The 13650-nt window shown below is 64.7% G+C and carries 14 protein-coding genes and 1 pseudogene; 9 read left to right on the forward strand and 6 right to left on the reverse strand.

Annotated elements, in window-relative coordinates:
- Positions 1-113: 113 nt before the first annotated feature.
- The gene (locus ACP690_RS17670; RefSeq protein WP_426261859.1) at positions 114-743 is read left to right on the forward strand and encodes an ImmA/IrrE family metallo-endopeptidase; all 630 of its coding nucleotides are present in this window, start codon (positions 114-116) and stop codon (positions 741-743) included.
- A gap of 55 nt (positions 744-798) precedes the next feature.
- Here the strand turns inward: ACP690_RS17670 and ACP690_RS17675 are convergent, their stop codons facing one another.
- The 4 genes from ACP690_RS17675 to ACP690_RS17690 form a co-directional block, all read right to left on the reverse strand.
- Positions 799-1353, reverse strand: coding sequence for a GNAT family N-acetyltransferase (locus ACP690_RS17675; RefSeq protein ID WP_426261860.1), 555 nt, complete (start codon positions 1351-1353; stop codon positions 799-801).
- Positions 1350-1658: a DUF1778 domain-containing protein gene (locus ACP690_RS17680; RefSeq protein ID WP_426261861.1), complete on the reverse strand. Its 309-nt coding sequence runs from the start codon at positions 1656-1658 to the stop codon at positions 1350-1352. The genes ACP690_RS17675 and ACP690_RS17680 overlap by 4 nt, the downstream gene beginning before the upstream one ends.
- A 278-nt stretch (positions 1659-1936) precedes the next feature.
- Positions 1937-4567 carry a DEAD/DEAH box helicase family protein gene (locus ACP690_RS17685; protein ID WP_426261862.1) on the reverse strand — a complete coding sequence of 877 codons (2631 nt, stop codon included), beginning with the start codon at positions 4565-4567 and terminating at the stop codon, positions 1937-1939.
- A complete protein-coding gene (locus ACP690_RS17690) occupies positions 4567-5835 on the reverse strand; it encodes a site-specific DNA-methyltransferase (RefSeq protein ID WP_426261863.1) in 1269 nt (422 codons plus the stop codon). Before ACP690_RS17690 ends, ACP690_RS17685 begins: the two co-directional genes overlap by 1 nt.
- 94 nt (positions 5836-5929) lie before the next feature.
- Here ACP690_RS17690 and ACP690_RS17695 point away from each other — a divergent pair.
- Positions 5930-6687, forward strand: a pseudogene (locus ACP690_RS17695) (IS5 family transposase).
- Here the strand turns inward: ACP690_RS17695 and ACP690_RS17700 are convergent.
- Positions 6684-6953 carry a hypothetical protein gene (locus ACP690_RS17700; protein WP_426261864.1) on the reverse strand — a complete coding sequence of 90 codons (270 nt, stop codon included), beginning with the start codon at positions 6951-6953 and terminating at the stop codon, positions 6684-6686. The pseudogene ACP690_RS17695 and the gene ACP690_RS17700 overlap by 4 nt on opposite strands.
- A gap of 141 nt (positions 6954-7094) precedes the next feature.
- Here ACP690_RS17700 and ACP690_RS17705 point away from each other — a divergent pair, with 141 nt between their 5' ends.
- The 4 genes from ACP690_RS17705 to ACP690_RS17720 all read left to right on the forward strand — a co-directional run bounded on the left by ACP690_RS17705 (position 7095) and on the right by ACP690_RS17720 (position 11231).
- Positions 7095-8243 (forward strand): AAA family ATPase, encoded by a 1149-nt coding sequence (locus tag ACP690_RS17705; RefSeq protein ID WP_066487632.1) that lies wholly within the window; start codon positions 7095-7097, stop codon positions 8241-8243.
- Positions 8244-8293: 50 nt separating this feature from the next.
- Positions 8294-9349: a ParB/RepB/Spo0J family partition protein gene (locus ACP690_RS17710; protein WP_066652229.1), complete on the forward strand. Its 1056-nt coding sequence runs from the start codon at positions 8294-8296 to the stop codon at positions 9347-9349.
- A gap of 79 nt (positions 9350-9428) precedes the next feature.
- Entirely contained in the window at positions 9429-10619 is a 1191-nt protein-coding gene (locus tag ACP690_RS17715) for a replication initiator protein A (protein ID WP_017980698.1), read from the forward strand.
- A 402-nt stretch (positions 10620-11021) separates the two neighbouring features.
- Positions 11022-11231: a hypothetical protein gene (locus ACP690_RS17720; RefSeq protein ID WP_063690300.1), complete on the forward strand. Its 210-nt coding sequence runs from the start codon at positions 11022-11024 to the stop codon at positions 11229-11231.
- A gap of 566 nt (positions 11232-11797) precedes the next feature.
- Here ACP690_RS17720 and ACP690_RS17725 read toward each other — a convergent pair.
- Positions 11798-12079, reverse strand: a complete 282-nt coding sequence (locus ACP690_RS17725; protein ID WP_066652225.1) for a helix-turn-helix domain-containing protein — start codon at positions 12077-12079, stop codon at positions 11798-11800.
- A 64-nt stretch (positions 12080-12143) separates the two neighbouring features.
- Between ACP690_RS17725 and ACP690_RS17730 the strand changes: the two genes are divergently transcribed.
- The 3 genes from ACP690_RS17730 (at position 12144) to ACP690_RS17740 (ending at position 13556) form a co-directional block, all read left to right on the forward strand.
- Positions 12144-12722 carry a hypothetical protein gene (locus ACP690_RS17730; protein ID WP_066652223.1) on the forward strand — a complete coding sequence of 193 codons (579 nt, stop codon included), beginning with the start codon at positions 12144-12146 and terminating at the stop codon, positions 12720-12722.
- Positions 12719-12925, forward strand: a complete 207-nt coding sequence (locus tag ACP690_RS17735; protein ID WP_426261865.1) for a hypothetical protein — start codon at positions 12719-12721, stop codon at positions 12923-12925. The genes ACP690_RS17730 and ACP690_RS17735 overlap by 4 nt, the downstream gene beginning before the upstream one ends.
- Positions 12926-13301: 376 nt before the next feature.
- Positions 13302-13556 (forward strand): hypothetical protein, encoded by a 255-nt coding sequence (locus tag ACP690_RS17740; RefSeq protein WP_426261866.1) that lies wholly within the window; start codon positions 13302-13304, stop codon positions 13554-13556.
- Positions 13557-13650 lie beyond the last annotated feature (94 nt).

The raw sequence follows: 13650 nt of genomic DNA on the forward strand, positions 1-13650 counted from the left end.
ACGCCCGCCCTACGCCGCAACCAGCACGAACAGTGCGCCCGTCATACCCGTTACGCTGCTCGACGAAGGGGGTCCCTTTTGCACGCCGATAGGGGGTCCTTTTTGGACGCCGATTGACAATCATCGGCTTTCGCAATCAGGCGATCATCACTGTGAAAGGCGATGGCGATCCGCGTCGCCGTCGCTTCTCGATCGCGCACGAGTTGGGCCACTGGCAGCATCATCGCGGCCGGTCGTCGGTCTGCAGGGCGAGTGAGATCGGAAGTGTCAGCCAGGGCGGTGCCGGCATTGAGCGGCAAGCTGATAATTATGCCGCCGACCTGTTGATGCCGGCCTATCTGTTTCGACCGCTTGCTGCCGCTCACCGGCGGCCGTCATTCGAAGCAATCGACGCTCTGGCGGCTGCCTTTTCCACCAGCCGGTTGGCGACGGCGCAAAGGTTTATCGACCATAGTCCTTGGCCCTGTATGATCGTTTGCCACGGTCAGAACGGACGCCGATGGTTTCGACGCAATGGCGGCATTCCGGATCACTGGTTTCCCCGTGATGATCTCGATCCTGAGTCAGACGCGATGGACGTGCTGTATGGAAAGATTGATCGGTCGCGGCCGACGATCATCGGGGCGGACGCATGGTTCGATCGCCGGGGCGCCGATAGGTTTGAGCTGACCGAGGAGTGCGTCAAAGGCTTTGGGAATGATGTGCTCGCCCTTCTGACGCTGAAAGATCAAATGCTTGATTAGGACCGCGCAGCATGGGGCTTTGAACTGGGCAAGTTACGCGTCAGCAATTCTCAGCCTACGCATCCGCTTGCGTAAGAGTCCGAACCGTCGCGATCGGCAGGAACAACCGCAAGCCGTTGGAGGGCAGCGGCTCAAAGCCATAGCCGGTATAGAGCGCGATGCGTTTCGCCACCTTCTCGGCATCGCCGCAGTCGAACACGTCCAGCATGACGACGGCGATCCCCAACGCTTGGGCCGCCAAGGCCAGGCGCTTGAGACAATCGACCAACAGATCGCCGCCATAGCCTTGCCCTTGAAAGCGGCTGTCGACGCCGATCATCGAAATGTAGGCGGCCGGGATACTGCCATGCGCAGGGCGGTTGCGGGCGAACCGATCGGGTAACTCGGTATAGTCGATCGCATGGGCGTTGGTGGCATAGAAGCCGATCAGCTCGCCCTCGGCACCGACCATCACGAAGGTGCGGACGTTATCCGCCTTGGCGAGCTTGTTCGCGGTCCGGCGGAAGAAGTTGTCGACCTGCGTGATGCCACAGGAAAAGGCCGCTCGATCGTGCTTGGCAGGATCGAGCGGTTCGATGGTGAAGAGCTTTGCGTCCTCTGTCGCCGTCACCTGCTGACGATCGTCTCACGATGCCGCGCGAATGCTGCCCGAAGTCGCTCGGTGGGTGCCGGCGGCGTGTCGAGCGCCGCAAAGAAGCGCGAATGATCGACCGGCTGCAGGGTGGTGCGTTCGTGCGCCGCGATCGTCTCCATCGCAGAGCGATAGGCCGCGTCCATCGTGAAGACGGAATCGTCCACACCGGAAAGAGCGGCAGCCTGCTGAATCGCCTGCTTGATGCGCGGCTTGGTACGGAAGTTCATCCGCTCGCTGCTGCGCTCCTCAACGGCGCCGACCTGATCCTGAAAGCCAAGCATGGCACACCTCATCCAACCTTCACGCACATGTACGTCTTTGCGGCGTACATTTCAACAAAAGATTGAGAGTCGCTTAATTTGTCTGTCCTGCTGCAGGCGTCAGAAACCCGCGTCAGAATGTCTGGCCGGGATGAGCCAACATGCACTTCGATGAGGGGTGTGGGAGCTGGTAGCTGCCGTGAGTGCCGGCGTGAATGGTGAATGAAGGCGTTCCCGTCTGTCCAAGCCGCCCCGTCCGTTTTCCTACCCAACCCTGCCCTTTGCCAAACGACCGCCAATCACCCACGGCCGATCGCACGACGGATCTGATCGCGTACGTTCATCCCGTCCCGCTCCCGCTCGGCGAAGACGTACAGGCCGCCGCCGCTTCGCTCCCACAGCTCACCGGCGAGGCGCTTTTCGGCTGCGTCGCGGACGAGATGGCCGCCCTTATACTCGACGACCAGGAGGCGGCCGTCCGTCAGCCGCGCCACGAAGTCGGGGTAGGTGCGGCCCGTCGCCAGCGGCAGCCAGAAGGCGGCGGGATGGCTCGCGACGTTGCGGACCCAGACGTCCACCTCCGGCACCGCGTCGAGCTGCTTGGCGGCGCTGAGCTCCTCGCCGTCCTCGCCGCTGTCGAAAACAGGTACCGCGAGCAGGAAGTGCTTGGTGAAGCGATAGCTGCCCTGATAGGCGGGCACGCCATCAAACATGCCGTCAGCGAAGCGGAAGCCGTGCTCGACCGAGACGGTCGGCGCAGCGTCGGGGCCGAAGAGGCAGCTCTGATACGCCCGCTCACGCGCGGCCTGGCGAACGGCGGCGATGCGATCGCGCAGGCGCCGCGCGAGCATGAAGCGGCAGCGCATCAGCGCGGCGAGCGGCAGATGGCGATCGCGGACCAGAAAACCGACCACATCGGCCAGCCACGCCAGCAGCTCGGCGGGGCGCACGTCATCCTGTCGCACCGCCTTTGCCAACAGCGCGACGAGCCCGCTCTCCGTCCAGCCCTCGACCGGCACGTCGAGCAGCAACTGGTCGCTGACGTCGCTGTGCGCCACGGTGAGCCGATCACCGTCGAGGTCGATCTGAAAGGCGTCGGCGGTTTCGGCCACGTCGAACTGGTCGCGGGTAAGCTGGTGACCGGCCTCGGCGAGCGACCAGTCGAAATACTCGGACAGGCGGTCCGTATCGGCGAACACCAGCTCGCCCTGCATCTGCGCCATCAGGCGGGGCACGACAAACGTCTGCCCAAGCTCGGCGGGCGCCGCTTCATGCGCGTGCTCGGCCTCATAGGCGGCGACCTGTTCGCGCACATGGGCGGCGGCGGGCGCGGGGAGCGCGGCATAGACCGCCGCCTTCTCCGCCTCGCGCAGGAAGCCGGTGATCCGGATCGCGCCATCCTCGACGCTGAGCCGATCGGGCGCGGCGGCCCTCACCGCCGCCAAAGTGCCCGCATCCGCCGCAACCTCGATCCGCGCGGACGGCAGCGGACGCGCGCGCGCGCCGAACAGCCCCTCTCCCAACGTCGGCGCCGCTTCGATCGACGCTTCCGCCTCCTGCTCCTCGAAGCCCATGTCGACCAGCCGGTCCTTGAGGGCCGTCGCGGCCTCCGCGAATGACTTGGACACGAGGTGCGCATAGGCCTTGTTCAGCGCGGGCGCCTTGCGCCTCCTCGCATAGGGCATGCGCAGCACGCGGCCGAGCCGCTGCTCCGCATCGGTCGCGCTGCGAATGTTGGCGACCGAACAGAAGACGTAGGCGAAGGAACAGTCCCAGCCCTCCTTCAGCGCCTCGACGGTGATGATGTAGTCGATCGGGCAGTCGGGCGAGAACAGGTCGATGCCGTCGAGACCGCGCTGGTCGCCGGTCGCGACCGCGATCTTGTCGGCGGGGATGTGGTGGACGGACCGGAGGTGCTCCAGCAGCACGTCGACGGTCACCTCGCGGCCCTTGTCCTCGGCCTGGAACAGCACCAGCGGGCGGATGTATCCGTCGCGATCGCGGCCCGCCTTCTCCGCCAGCTCGGCGCGGCGCGCGATCGCGCCGGTCACCGCACCCTCCCAGGTCTGGTGCTCATCCAGGCGGACGGGCAGCTTGATCATCTGCTCCGCCTTCAGCTCCGCGGCGCTAACGGCGTGGAGGATGTTGCTCTTGGGATGCGGGGTCGCGGTGAACTCGATGATGGCGGACGGGTTCACGCGCGCCTGCATCTCGCGCGACAGGCCGGTCACCGCCTTGTGCGCCTCATCCACGATCATCAGCGGGCGATGGAGGTGGAGCAGGTTGGCGAAGGAATAGCGTATGTCGTCCGGGTGGCCCCCTACCCGCTTTGCCACCTCGGCACCGAGCGGCTCCAGCCCCGAGATCCGCTTCGGCACGTTCGCGAACAACGGCTCCAGCGCCTCGTGGTGCGCATAGACCTTGCGCCCCTCTGTGTTCTCCACGCGCAGCGTCTGGATGGTGGCGACGAACACGCACAGGTGCCGCGACAGGTCGGCCGCGGTCAGCCGGGTGAAATCGGCGATGTCGAACACGCGCACCGGCTCACCGAAGGCGGCAGCCAGCGCCTTACGATAGTGATGGCGCGGGTTGTTCAGCGCGTCCACGGTCTGCCGGCGGATCGTCGTGGTCGGCACCAGCCACAGCACCGGCGGATAGTCGCGCCCGATCCACGCATCGCGCGCGACCGCGACGCTGTGCGCGGCGAGCAGCGTCTTGCCGCCGCCGGTGGGCAGGCGCAGGCAGACATAGGGCATCCCCTCCTGCCCGAGCAGGGGCGTGTAGCGCCCGCCATAGCCGCACAGCCGCCTGACCTGGTCCGGCTCGGTCGTGATCGCCTCGTACGCGGCCTTGGGCCCGTGCGCCTGTGCCGCTTCGAAAAAGCGACGCAGCGTGTCGAGGGTCGCCTGCTGATAGGTCTTGAGCTGCATCAGCGGGCCTTCACGTCGTAGGGCGTCTGCTTGAAGATGACGCGCTCGGCGGTGAGCGTCGCAGGCGACAGCCGGCTCGCCTCGCCATAGATGGTGACCGGGCCGGTGAAGCCCTCTGCCCCCTCCCGGATCAGCGCCAGCGTCGCGCGTGTCAGCACGTTGCCGCCCGCCGGACGCTTGTCACCGAGAATGCCATTGTAGAGCAGCGCGACCCCCTGCCCGTCATGGTGGCCCAGGAACGGCGTGGCGGCCGCTCCGGCGAATGGCGTCCCGGTCTCCGCGAACCAGACGTGCGCAGCGAGCGGGGCGAAGGCGATGCCGGCGGCGATCGTGCCATCGGCGTCGAACACCGCAGGGCCGAGCCGGTAGAAGTCGAACCCGCCCCCGCCCTGCCAGTCGACCGCCCGGCTGATGCCGCCGCCCTCACCCGCGATAACCTTGTTCAGCCGCGGCGCGCAATGAGTGACGGCATGGTCGCCCATCTCGATCCCGATCCAGCGCCGCCCCATCTTGTGCGCGACCGCCGCCGTGGTGCCGGAGCCGAGGAAGGAGTCGAGGACGAGGTCGCCGGGGTTGGTGGCAATGTGGAGGATGCGTTGCAGCAGGCGTTCGGGCTTGGGCGTGCCGAAACTTACGTCGGCGCCAAACAACGCGTTCGCCTCTTTCTTGCTCTCGTCAGTATGGCCGACCTCGCCATGTGGCCACCATGTCCAAGGCACCAATCCTTCGACCTCAGAAAGAAAACGGATGACGCTCGGCTGTGCGTTCCCGTCCTTGCCCCAGTAAATCCGCTTCGCCTCAACTAGCTTTTCGAACTCGGGTCGAATCATCGACCAGCAGCGACCTTCGGGAGGTGTATGCCGTCGACCATTCGGGGCGACAATCTCGTACATCTGGTTTGGGCGGTAGCCCTGCGCAGTCATCGGAAGCCCACGCCAACGCTTACTCGGGTCTGCTTCTTTGGCGTTGTCAGGATTGCGATAGATCTTGGCCTGATCCTCATCAAGCGGCAGCTTGTTGCGTTGCGCTTTGAAGCGCTCAGGTGATGGCGAATAAGCGAGCAGATACTCGTGAACGTCGCCGATCGCCTCTCGGTTTTCACGCGAGTAACGCTTTTGCCAAACAGGGCTTGCAATGAAAGATCCGCGTCCAAACACCTCGTCCATCACGATCTTGAGGTAATGCCCCTCATGATCGTCAATTGACACCCAGATGCTTCCATCCTCAGCGAGCAGTTTTTGGAGTAGTTCAAGCCGCGGATAGATCATCGCCAGCCACTGACTGTGCTCTAGGCAGTGTCTGCATTTAGCGGATTCCATTTGGAAGACCGATCTGATCCAAGGCTGGTGAAGGAGCCAAGCCTTGAGCAGACGAACGCTGACGGACGAGCAATGGGATCGGATTGCGGGTCATCTTCCGGGTCGGGAGGGGACGCGAGGGCGGAGCGGTGTCGACAACCGGCTGTTTGTGGATGCGATCCTGTGGATGGCCGGCAATGCGGCACGCTGGCGTGACCTGCCGGAGGTGTTCGGCAAGTGGACAGGGGTGCATGCGCGGTTCCGGCGGTGGTCGCATGCCGGTGTATGGGAACGGCTTTTCCATAGCCTGGCCGACACGCCGGACTTCGAATACGTCCTGATCGACAGCACCATCTCGAAGGCGCACGCCGATGCGGCGGGCGCAAAAGGGGGGCTGAAGCTGCCGCGATCGGTCGGTCCCGCGGCGGGCTGACGACCAAGCTGCATGCGGCGGTCGACGCCATCGGCCTGCCGATCCGTATCCGTCCGACGCCCGGGCAATGGGGCGATCGTCCCCAGGCCGAAGCGCTGCTGACGGGCTTGAAGGGTGTCGGCCACGTCATCGCCGACGCCGCCTATGATGCCGATCCGCTACGCGCCTTCATCGCCGACAGTCTCGGTGCTACTGCCCCCATCAAAGCCAATCCCAGCCGAACCGGAAAGCCGCCCATCGACTGGCGCCTCTACAAGGAACGCCATCAGGTTGAGTGCTTCTTCAACAAGCTCAAGCGCTTCCGCCGCATCGCCTTGCGCTGCGAGAAGACCATCTCCGCCTTCATGGGCTTCGTTCACCTCGCATGCGCCATGATCTGGCTGCGCTAAATGCAGACGCGGCCTAACGTGTCGTCATAATGGACAGAAACAGCCGACCGCGTATTGTAAGGCGGGTCGATGTAGATGCACTTCACCTGTCCGCGATAATTGGGCAGCAGGCTCTTGAGCGCCTCCAGATTGTCGCCTTGGATCAGCATGTTGCCGCTGCCGGGCGCGCCGGCGGAAAGCGCCGCGTCGCGCTCCAGCAGGCGGTACGGTACGGCATCCGCCGCCTTCACGTCGCGGTCGCGTGTCAGCCAGTGCAGGATCGGCATTGTGTCCCCTTCGCCCGCCCTCTTGCCGCCCTGAATGAAATCTGGCAAGTTCGTTGCTGAAAAGGTTCAAGGGGCTTTGTCTTGGCACATGATGGTGCAGTGCTGACGCAGATCGGCGACCTCGCCGAGGCTGGCGAGCGGATGATCGAACGCCTCCGGCGCAAAGCGTTTCTGCCCGAGAGCCGCAAGGGGCTCAACGTTCGCTTCGGCATCGCCGAGGCGGCACAGCTGCTCGGCTGCTCTACCAACCGCATCCGCATGGCGGAAGATGACGGGAGATTGCCCCCTGCCCCCGCCTCCGAGAGCGGGCGCCGGCTGGGCTACACGGTCGAGGAAATGCTGCGGATGCGCGAGGTGCTGGGCGCGTCCCCTGCCCGCGCCCCGCTCGACGTGCCGGCGATCATCGCGGTGCAGAACTTCAAGGGCGGCGTTGGCAAGTCGACCGTCACCACGCACCTAGCCCATTATTTCGCGGTGCAGGGCTATCGCGTGCTGGTGGTCGATTGCGACAGCCAGGCGACGACGACGACCCTGTTCGGCTTCAACCCACACTTCAACATTACGCGGGAAGAGACGCTCTACCCGTATCTCTCGATTGACCCAACCCAGGCGGACCTGCTCTACGCGGTAAAGCGGACGCCGTGGCCGAACGTGGACCTGATCCCGTCCAATCTCGAACTGTTCGACGTTGAATATGAGCTGGCGGCAGCGGGCAGCGATGGCGGATCAGTGCTGGCGGCGCGGTTTCGCAAGCTGAAGCGCGGTTTGTCCGACCTCGCGCGCGACTATGACATCGTTCTGCTCGATCCGCCCCCTGCCCTCGGCACGATTAGCCTGGCAGTGATGCAGGCGGCGAACGCGCTGCTGGTGCCGCTGGCGGCCACCACGCCGGATTTCTGCTCCACCGTGCAATTCCTGTCGATGATGGATCAGGTGCTGCACCAGCTGACGGGCGCCGGCATCGAGGTCGACTACCAGTTCGTCCGGCTGATCTGCTCCAAGTTCGATGGCAACGATCCCAGCCACGCAATGGTGCGCGCGATCATGGAGCAGAGCTTCGGCCCTGCCCTGCTCCCGGTGCCGATCCTCGAATCGGCCGAGATCAGCCATGCGGCGATGCGGATGATGACCGTCTACGAGCTGGAAAAGCCGATCGGCACGCCCAAGACGCACAAGCGCAGCCGCGCCAATCTGGACGAGGCGCTGCGGCAGGTGGAGCAGCTCGTGCGCCAAAGCTGGGGGCGTGTCGAACCGGCCAGCGAGGAGGCGGTGATCCATGCCGCGGCCTGACCTTTCCTACAACGCCATGTTCTACTTACGTTCTGCACGGGAGGTGCGGCATGGCGCGTAAGCAATCGGACTATCTGGCGGCGCTGCTCGCAGATGACGCGTCCGAACAAGGCAATGCCCCCTTCCCTGCCCCGGCGCGCGAGGCTCCCCCGGAACGCGCGCGCACGACCACGCTGCTCGGTCGCGAGTCCGCGCTGGCGCGTGTGGCGAGCGGCGAGGTGCGGCAGGTCACCCAACTGCTGCTCGATCCCGCGCGCGTGCGCATCTGGCCGGGCAACGCTCGCACTTACGCGCACCTCTCGGAGGAGAATTGCCGCGAGCTGATCGACTCGATCGTCGCCGAGGGCGGACAGAAGGTGCCGGCGGTGGTGCGGCGCGTCGACGGCGATCCGGATCACGATTTCGAGGTGATCGCCGGCACGCGGCGGCATTGGTCGATCAGCTGGCTGCGTTCGCACAGCTATCCCGACATGCAGTTCGTGGCGCAGGTCGCGCAGCTGGATGATGAGGCGGCTTTCCGGCTGGCGGATCTGGAAAACCGCGCGCGGGCCGACGTGTCCGACCTGGAGCGGGCCCGCAACTATCTCGACGCGCTGAAGGCGCATTACGGCAACCACCAGACGCGGATGGCCGAACGGCTGAAGCTGTCCAAGGGCTGGCTGTCCAAGATGCTGAAGGTCGCCACGATCCCTGACGCGGTGATTGCCGCCTTCGCCTCGCCGGGCGACGTGCAGCTGAAGCCGGCCTATACACTCGCCCAGGCGCTAGACGACAAGGACATGGCCAAGGCGATCACCGCCATGGCGCGGCAGGTCGCCAAGGAACAGGCGGCACGTCGCGAGGCGGGCGCCCCCCCCTCCCCCGCCACGGACGTGCTGCGGCGGCTGCTCGACGCGCCAAAGGCGTTGTCCGGTGACGAAAGGCCGGAGCCGTACCGCTACGCCACCAAGTACGGGCGCACCGCACTGACGGTACAGTCGGCTAACCGGCAAGGCGTGACGATCCGCCTCCACGCGGGCTCTGGCGCAGACACGGACGAGTTGATGACCGCCTTGCGCGATGCACTGGCCCACCTCGAGGCGACCGGGAAAGGACTCCAGCGCTGATGTTTCCCCGGGGAAACATGCAGGGGCGGAGCATCGGTTTTGTAAACCGCTGGTCGATGTTTCCCCGGGGAAACATCGCATGACCCGCGCGCGCCGGGAGGCCGTGTCCGAGCAGTTCGAGCTGTTCCTCCCCTATCTTGCCGACTTGCCGCTGCGCGACCAGCGCGAAATGATGGAGCGGCCTTTCTTCAGCCTCGCAAAGTCGAAGCGTGTGAAGCCGATCGACTACCGATCACCGGACGGCAAGCTGTGGGTCCACGTCTCGGCCAATCCCGACTACGGCATGGCGACGATCTGGGACGCGGACATCCTGATCTACTGTGCCTCGATGCTCGCCGACATGGCGCGCCGCGGCGTTAACGACGTGCCGCGCAAGCTCCACCTGATGCCCTACGACCTGCTGCGCGCGATTGGGCGGCAGCCGACGGGTCGCGCCTATGAGCTGCTCGGCCAGGCGCTCGACCGGCTGGTGTCGACCACGGTCAAGACAAATATCCGTGCCGAGAACCGCCGCGAGGCGACGTTCAGCTGGCTCGACGGCTGGACGCAGCTGGTGGACGAGAAGACCGAGCGCTCGCGTGGCATGACAATCGAATTGTCGAACTGGTTCTGGGAAGGCGTGATGATGACCGGCGGCGTGCTGTCGATCGACCGCGCCTATTTCGACATCACCGGCGGGCGCGAGCGCTGGCTGTACAAGGTCGCGCGCAAGCATGCGGGCGGCGCCGGCGAGGCGGGCTTCGCCATCTCGATGCCGACGCTGTTCGAGAAGTCGGGCGCCGAGGGCCAGTATCGCCGCTTCAAGTTCGAGATCGCCAAGATCGCCGAGCGCGACGAACTGCCCGGCTATGCGCTGACGATAGAGCAGCCCGATGGCAAGCGCGAACCCGCGTTGCGGATGCGCCGGCGAAGCGAAGGCGAGACGAAGGCGGCGCCGTCAGCGAAGGCAGCGAAGACTGGCAAGGCACCCTCCCCCGCCCCGAAGCCCGATCCCGCTCTTGAGCCGACGGCCGAGCCCGGCGTCGATGCCGCCGCCCTGATCCGCCGCAGCGTGAAGAGCCTGTCGGGCCGCGCCACCTTCGGCGAGATCACCGACGCGACTCTGGCAACGCTGCGCGCCGAATGCCCCGGCTGGGACTATCAGACACTCCACGCTGACTTCCGCACCTGGATAGAGGCGGACGCAGGCCGGACCCCGGTGAGCTATCAGAACGCCTTCATCGGCTACGTGCGGCGCTTTGATGCTAAGAATCGGCATACGCTGCGGTAGAGAGATCACCTGCGATTCGTGGCCACCGAATAGGACGGCGTCGCCAGCGCGGGGTTCTGTGTCCGAACATCGAGCAGCAACGCGATCCTTTGGCAGACGCGGCACGGAGCTACAACTGGACGACGATTGTTGAAAAGGTCCGGGCAATGCCCGCGCTCGCCAACACTACGCGGCCGGGTAGCACATCCGGCTTCGCGCCGCTGCATCAGGTGGCGCATGGCGGTGGACCGTCATCCGTGGCGATGGCTCTGATCACGCGGGGCGCTTGGCGGAGCCTGCGCGAACTTTCACGCCGTCATCCGTGGCCGCGTCGGCGATCTGGAGGCGAAAAGCGGACTCCGCCTGCTACGACTGGCACCCATGCTAGAGACCTTCGGTGATCGATAGTTCCCGGAGTCCGAAATGTACGGTGGTTTCCGCTACAGCCTGGATTTGCAGGGCGCCGAACCGACCCTGGTGAGCGAGAGCTGTTGCCGCGTCGTGGAGGGATCCGAAGAGCGGCAAGAGGTCGACGTCCATTGCAGCAGACTGGTCCCGCAAAAGCCGCGTTCCACGGGCATCGAGATTATCCGCAAGGACGATGGCGTTCCGGATGTATCGCGTGGCGAGTGACAGATCCTTCCTACGGCCTCGTGGCGCACCGCAGATTCGGACAATTTGAACGTCGCCGGCGCAACGCCATCGCAAACTGATTCAATGAGAGTGCTCATTTTCCACCCGTCCGTCGATCATCGATACTCCGGGAACGCTAATCGACACTCCCGGAACGGCGAGGCGATACATCGGGAACGCGAGCATCGATCCTTCAGGAACGCCGCAACGATACTCCGGGAACGCACCTTCGAAAGCGAATCGTGGAAAGTCGCTGACTTGAGCAGTTACAGCGGCACCCCTAACTTCTTAACCTCTCATTGAACCCTCTAACCCCGCGAAATAATTTTCTTTGAATTTTGGAGATTCAGAAAGGCAGGCTCTAGCGTCGCATTGCGTCCACAGTGCCGTGCGCTAGCGTAAATCGTCAGGACCGGGCAGCGACTTGCTCGATCGATCCAGGCCCCAGTCAGTGCAGTAACGCGGTGACGAAGGACGGATGGGGTAATGTCGGCGTCTGCGACGAACCATGTCCATGCCTCGCTCCTCGTCGATCGCACCGGCACGACCTACCAAGCGGATGCCCGCTATTCAGTTGGTCGCTCGTCAACCCTCTTACCAACTGAAATCTCGAGAGCTTGCTTCAACAACATGACCGGATCGACCCCGATAGCCAATGCCACGGCAACATACTCGTCAACGCCAAGCAGGCGCTCGCCGGTTTCGTACCGCGACACGTAGGCCTGTTGCCAACTTAGCCGCCCAGCGAGATCGACCTGCCGCAGCTTGGCATCACGGCGTGCCTTTGTGAGCAGGTGCACGATGCGACAATGCAGGTCAGACGAAGCAGGAGAACGCATACCAGGCATCTACCATTTGCCTAGTATACGTAAAGCGTATATCACGCGTCTAGCTTTTTGCGAGCGCGATCCGATGGAAGACGACCGAATTGCTGAGAAGTGTGCATCGGCGGACAGGGAAGCTTCCATACCGGTGCTGGATCGCTTCGTCGCTCGCCTGGAGGTCAGCCGGACCTACCCGTGTCCGGTGGTCAGCATCCTAACCTTCTGGGCCGGGCTGATCGCGCTCACCGTCGTCGACAAGGTGACCGGAACGACGCCTGTGGTAGCGAGCCGCCTCTATGCGGTTGCATGGGCGCTGGTAGTAGGCCTGGAACTCGGCCGCGATGTTTGGGTCCAACGTCACCGCTACGCGTCACCTCGCTGGCTACAAGCTTTAGATGCGGCCGTGGGCCACGAGGTGACCGTCCATGCGCTGGCCGCGCTGATCAGGCAGCATGAGCACGAGTTGGATTACGTGGTCACCCGCTCCGATCTGAGATTCGAGGTTCAGGCAGAGCGAGCTCGACGAAGGGAAGCTGCACGGCGAGCGGAAGGATTTCGCCTTGTCGAAGCACCGGTGATCGACGCCGCTCAGGTCGCGCGCGACGAGGAACGACGCCGTCGTGCTCGTGAGCGGCGTGCCGCCAGGCAGGGCAGGGCGCCTGCGTGACCGGCTCTAAGCCGGAAACGGTTGGAGATCTGGTCGGCATTACGATCTCCGGCGGGATCGCGCACTTTCCCGGCCGGGCTGGCGAGCGAGTTCGCCACTTCGCCGATCTCGACCCGACACTGGTCGCCGAGCTGCTCACCGCGGCCGAGGCGGTGACTTCTTCACCCGCCCGTTTCGAATGGGACTGCGCCTGTCCGCCCTGACGCGCGCACGTACAGCATACGTCTCGTGCATGCCGACCACTCACGGGTGCTGACCGTCCCGGAGCCGTTCGAAGCACCGGAGCTGGCGCAGCTGATCCGAACCGTGCGCCGCTGCCTATCGGACAGGGCGAGACACCACGCTTCGCATTTGCTCGGCGCTCCCGACGTGATAGCGTCCGTTCGCCGCCCGGTCAGTCCCGGCGGTGAGGCGTAGCAACCTCAAGACATAGCAGCCGGTCAGCAATTAGGTGTTGGCCGGGTGGCCGTCACGCATGTCCAGGGCTCCGCCTAAAGGTGGCGGCGCCTTGTGCTATGCAGGGTTGCTAACACCCGGCTCACGGGCCGGAGAACGCCTCCAGACGACGGGGAGGCGGTCATGGCAGGGCAGGGTACGTTTCGAGCCGTAGCGGCGCTCACAGCGGCTCTGGCGGGCGTTCCGGCCATGGCGCAGCAATCACTCGGTGTCGCTGACTTTCTCACCACCATCGGCGGCGATCCCGACGTGAAGACCAGCGGGTCGCTTCGGACCCGCCCGTCGCCGCAGGTCTTCCCGCTGCTCGACGACGCTGACGAGATCATCGGCTACTCCTTCATCTCCGAGAAGATGGTAGCGTCCGCGGTCGTGGTGTAATTTCCCGGTGTAGATGACGGTGTATGCCGGGGTGGGGCCGAGGCCCCACCCCGGCGTCGGCGTCTCGGTGGCCACCGGGCTCATCGGTTAAGGT

It is taken from the genome of Sphingomonas sp. DC4900 (assembly GCF_049896485.1).
In the GTDB taxonomy this organism is placed as follows: domain Bacteria; phylum Pseudomonadota; class Alphaproteobacteria; order Sphingomonadales; family Sphingomonadaceae; genus Sphingomonas; species Sphingomonas aquatilis.

What these genes read in the sequence shown, in the direction of transcription:
- ACP690_RS17725 (WP_066652225.1), bottom strand. Translation starts at nt 12,079, where the DNA reads ATGCCTGGTATGCGTTCTCCTGCTTCGTCTGACCTGCATTGTCGCATC.
- ACP690_RS17700 (WP_426261864.1), bottom strand. Translation starts at nt 6,953, where the DNA reads ATGCCGATCCTGCACTGGCTGACACGCGACCGCGACGTGAAGGCGGCG.
- ACP690_RS17730 (WP_066652223.1), top strand. Translation starts at nt 12,144, where the DNA reads ATGGAAGACGACCGAATTGCTGAGAAGTGTGCATCGGCGGACAGGGAA.
- ACP690_RS17685 (WP_426261862.1), bottom strand. Translation starts at nt 4,567, where the DNA reads ATGCAGCTCAAGACCTATCAGCAGGCGACCCTCGACACGCTGCGTCGC.
- ACP690_RS17715 (WP_017980698.1), top strand. Translation starts at nt 9,429, where the DNA reads ATGACCCGCGCGCGCCGGGAGGCCGTGTCCGAGCAGTTCGAGCTGTTC.
- ACP690_RS17690 (WP_426261863.1), bottom strand. Translation starts at nt 5,835, where the DNA reads ATGATCTATCCGCGGCTTGAACTACTCCAAAAACTGCTCGCTGAGGAT.
- ACP690_RS17710 (WP_066652229.1), top strand. Translation starts at nt 8,294, where the DNA reads ATGGCGCGTAAGCAATCGGACTATCTGGCGGCGCTGCTCGCAGATGAC.
- ACP690_RS17705 (WP_066487632.1), top strand. Translation starts at nt 7,095, where the DNA reads ATGATCGAACGCCTCCGGCGCAAAGCGTTTCTGCCCGAGAGCCGCAAG.
- ACP690_RS17720 (WP_063690300.1), top strand. Translation starts at nt 11,022, where the DNA reads ATGTACGGTGGTTTCCGCTACAGCCTGGATTTGCAGGGCGCCGAACCG.
- ACP690_RS17740 (WP_426261866.1), top strand. Translation starts at nt 13,302, where the DNA reads ATGGCAGGGCAGGGTACGTTTCGAGCCGTAGCGGCGCTCACAGCGGCT.
- ACP690_RS17680 (WP_426261861.1), bottom strand. Translation starts at nt 1,658, where the DNA reads ATGCTTGGCTTTCAGGATCAGGTCGGCGCCGTTGAGGAGCGCAGCAGC.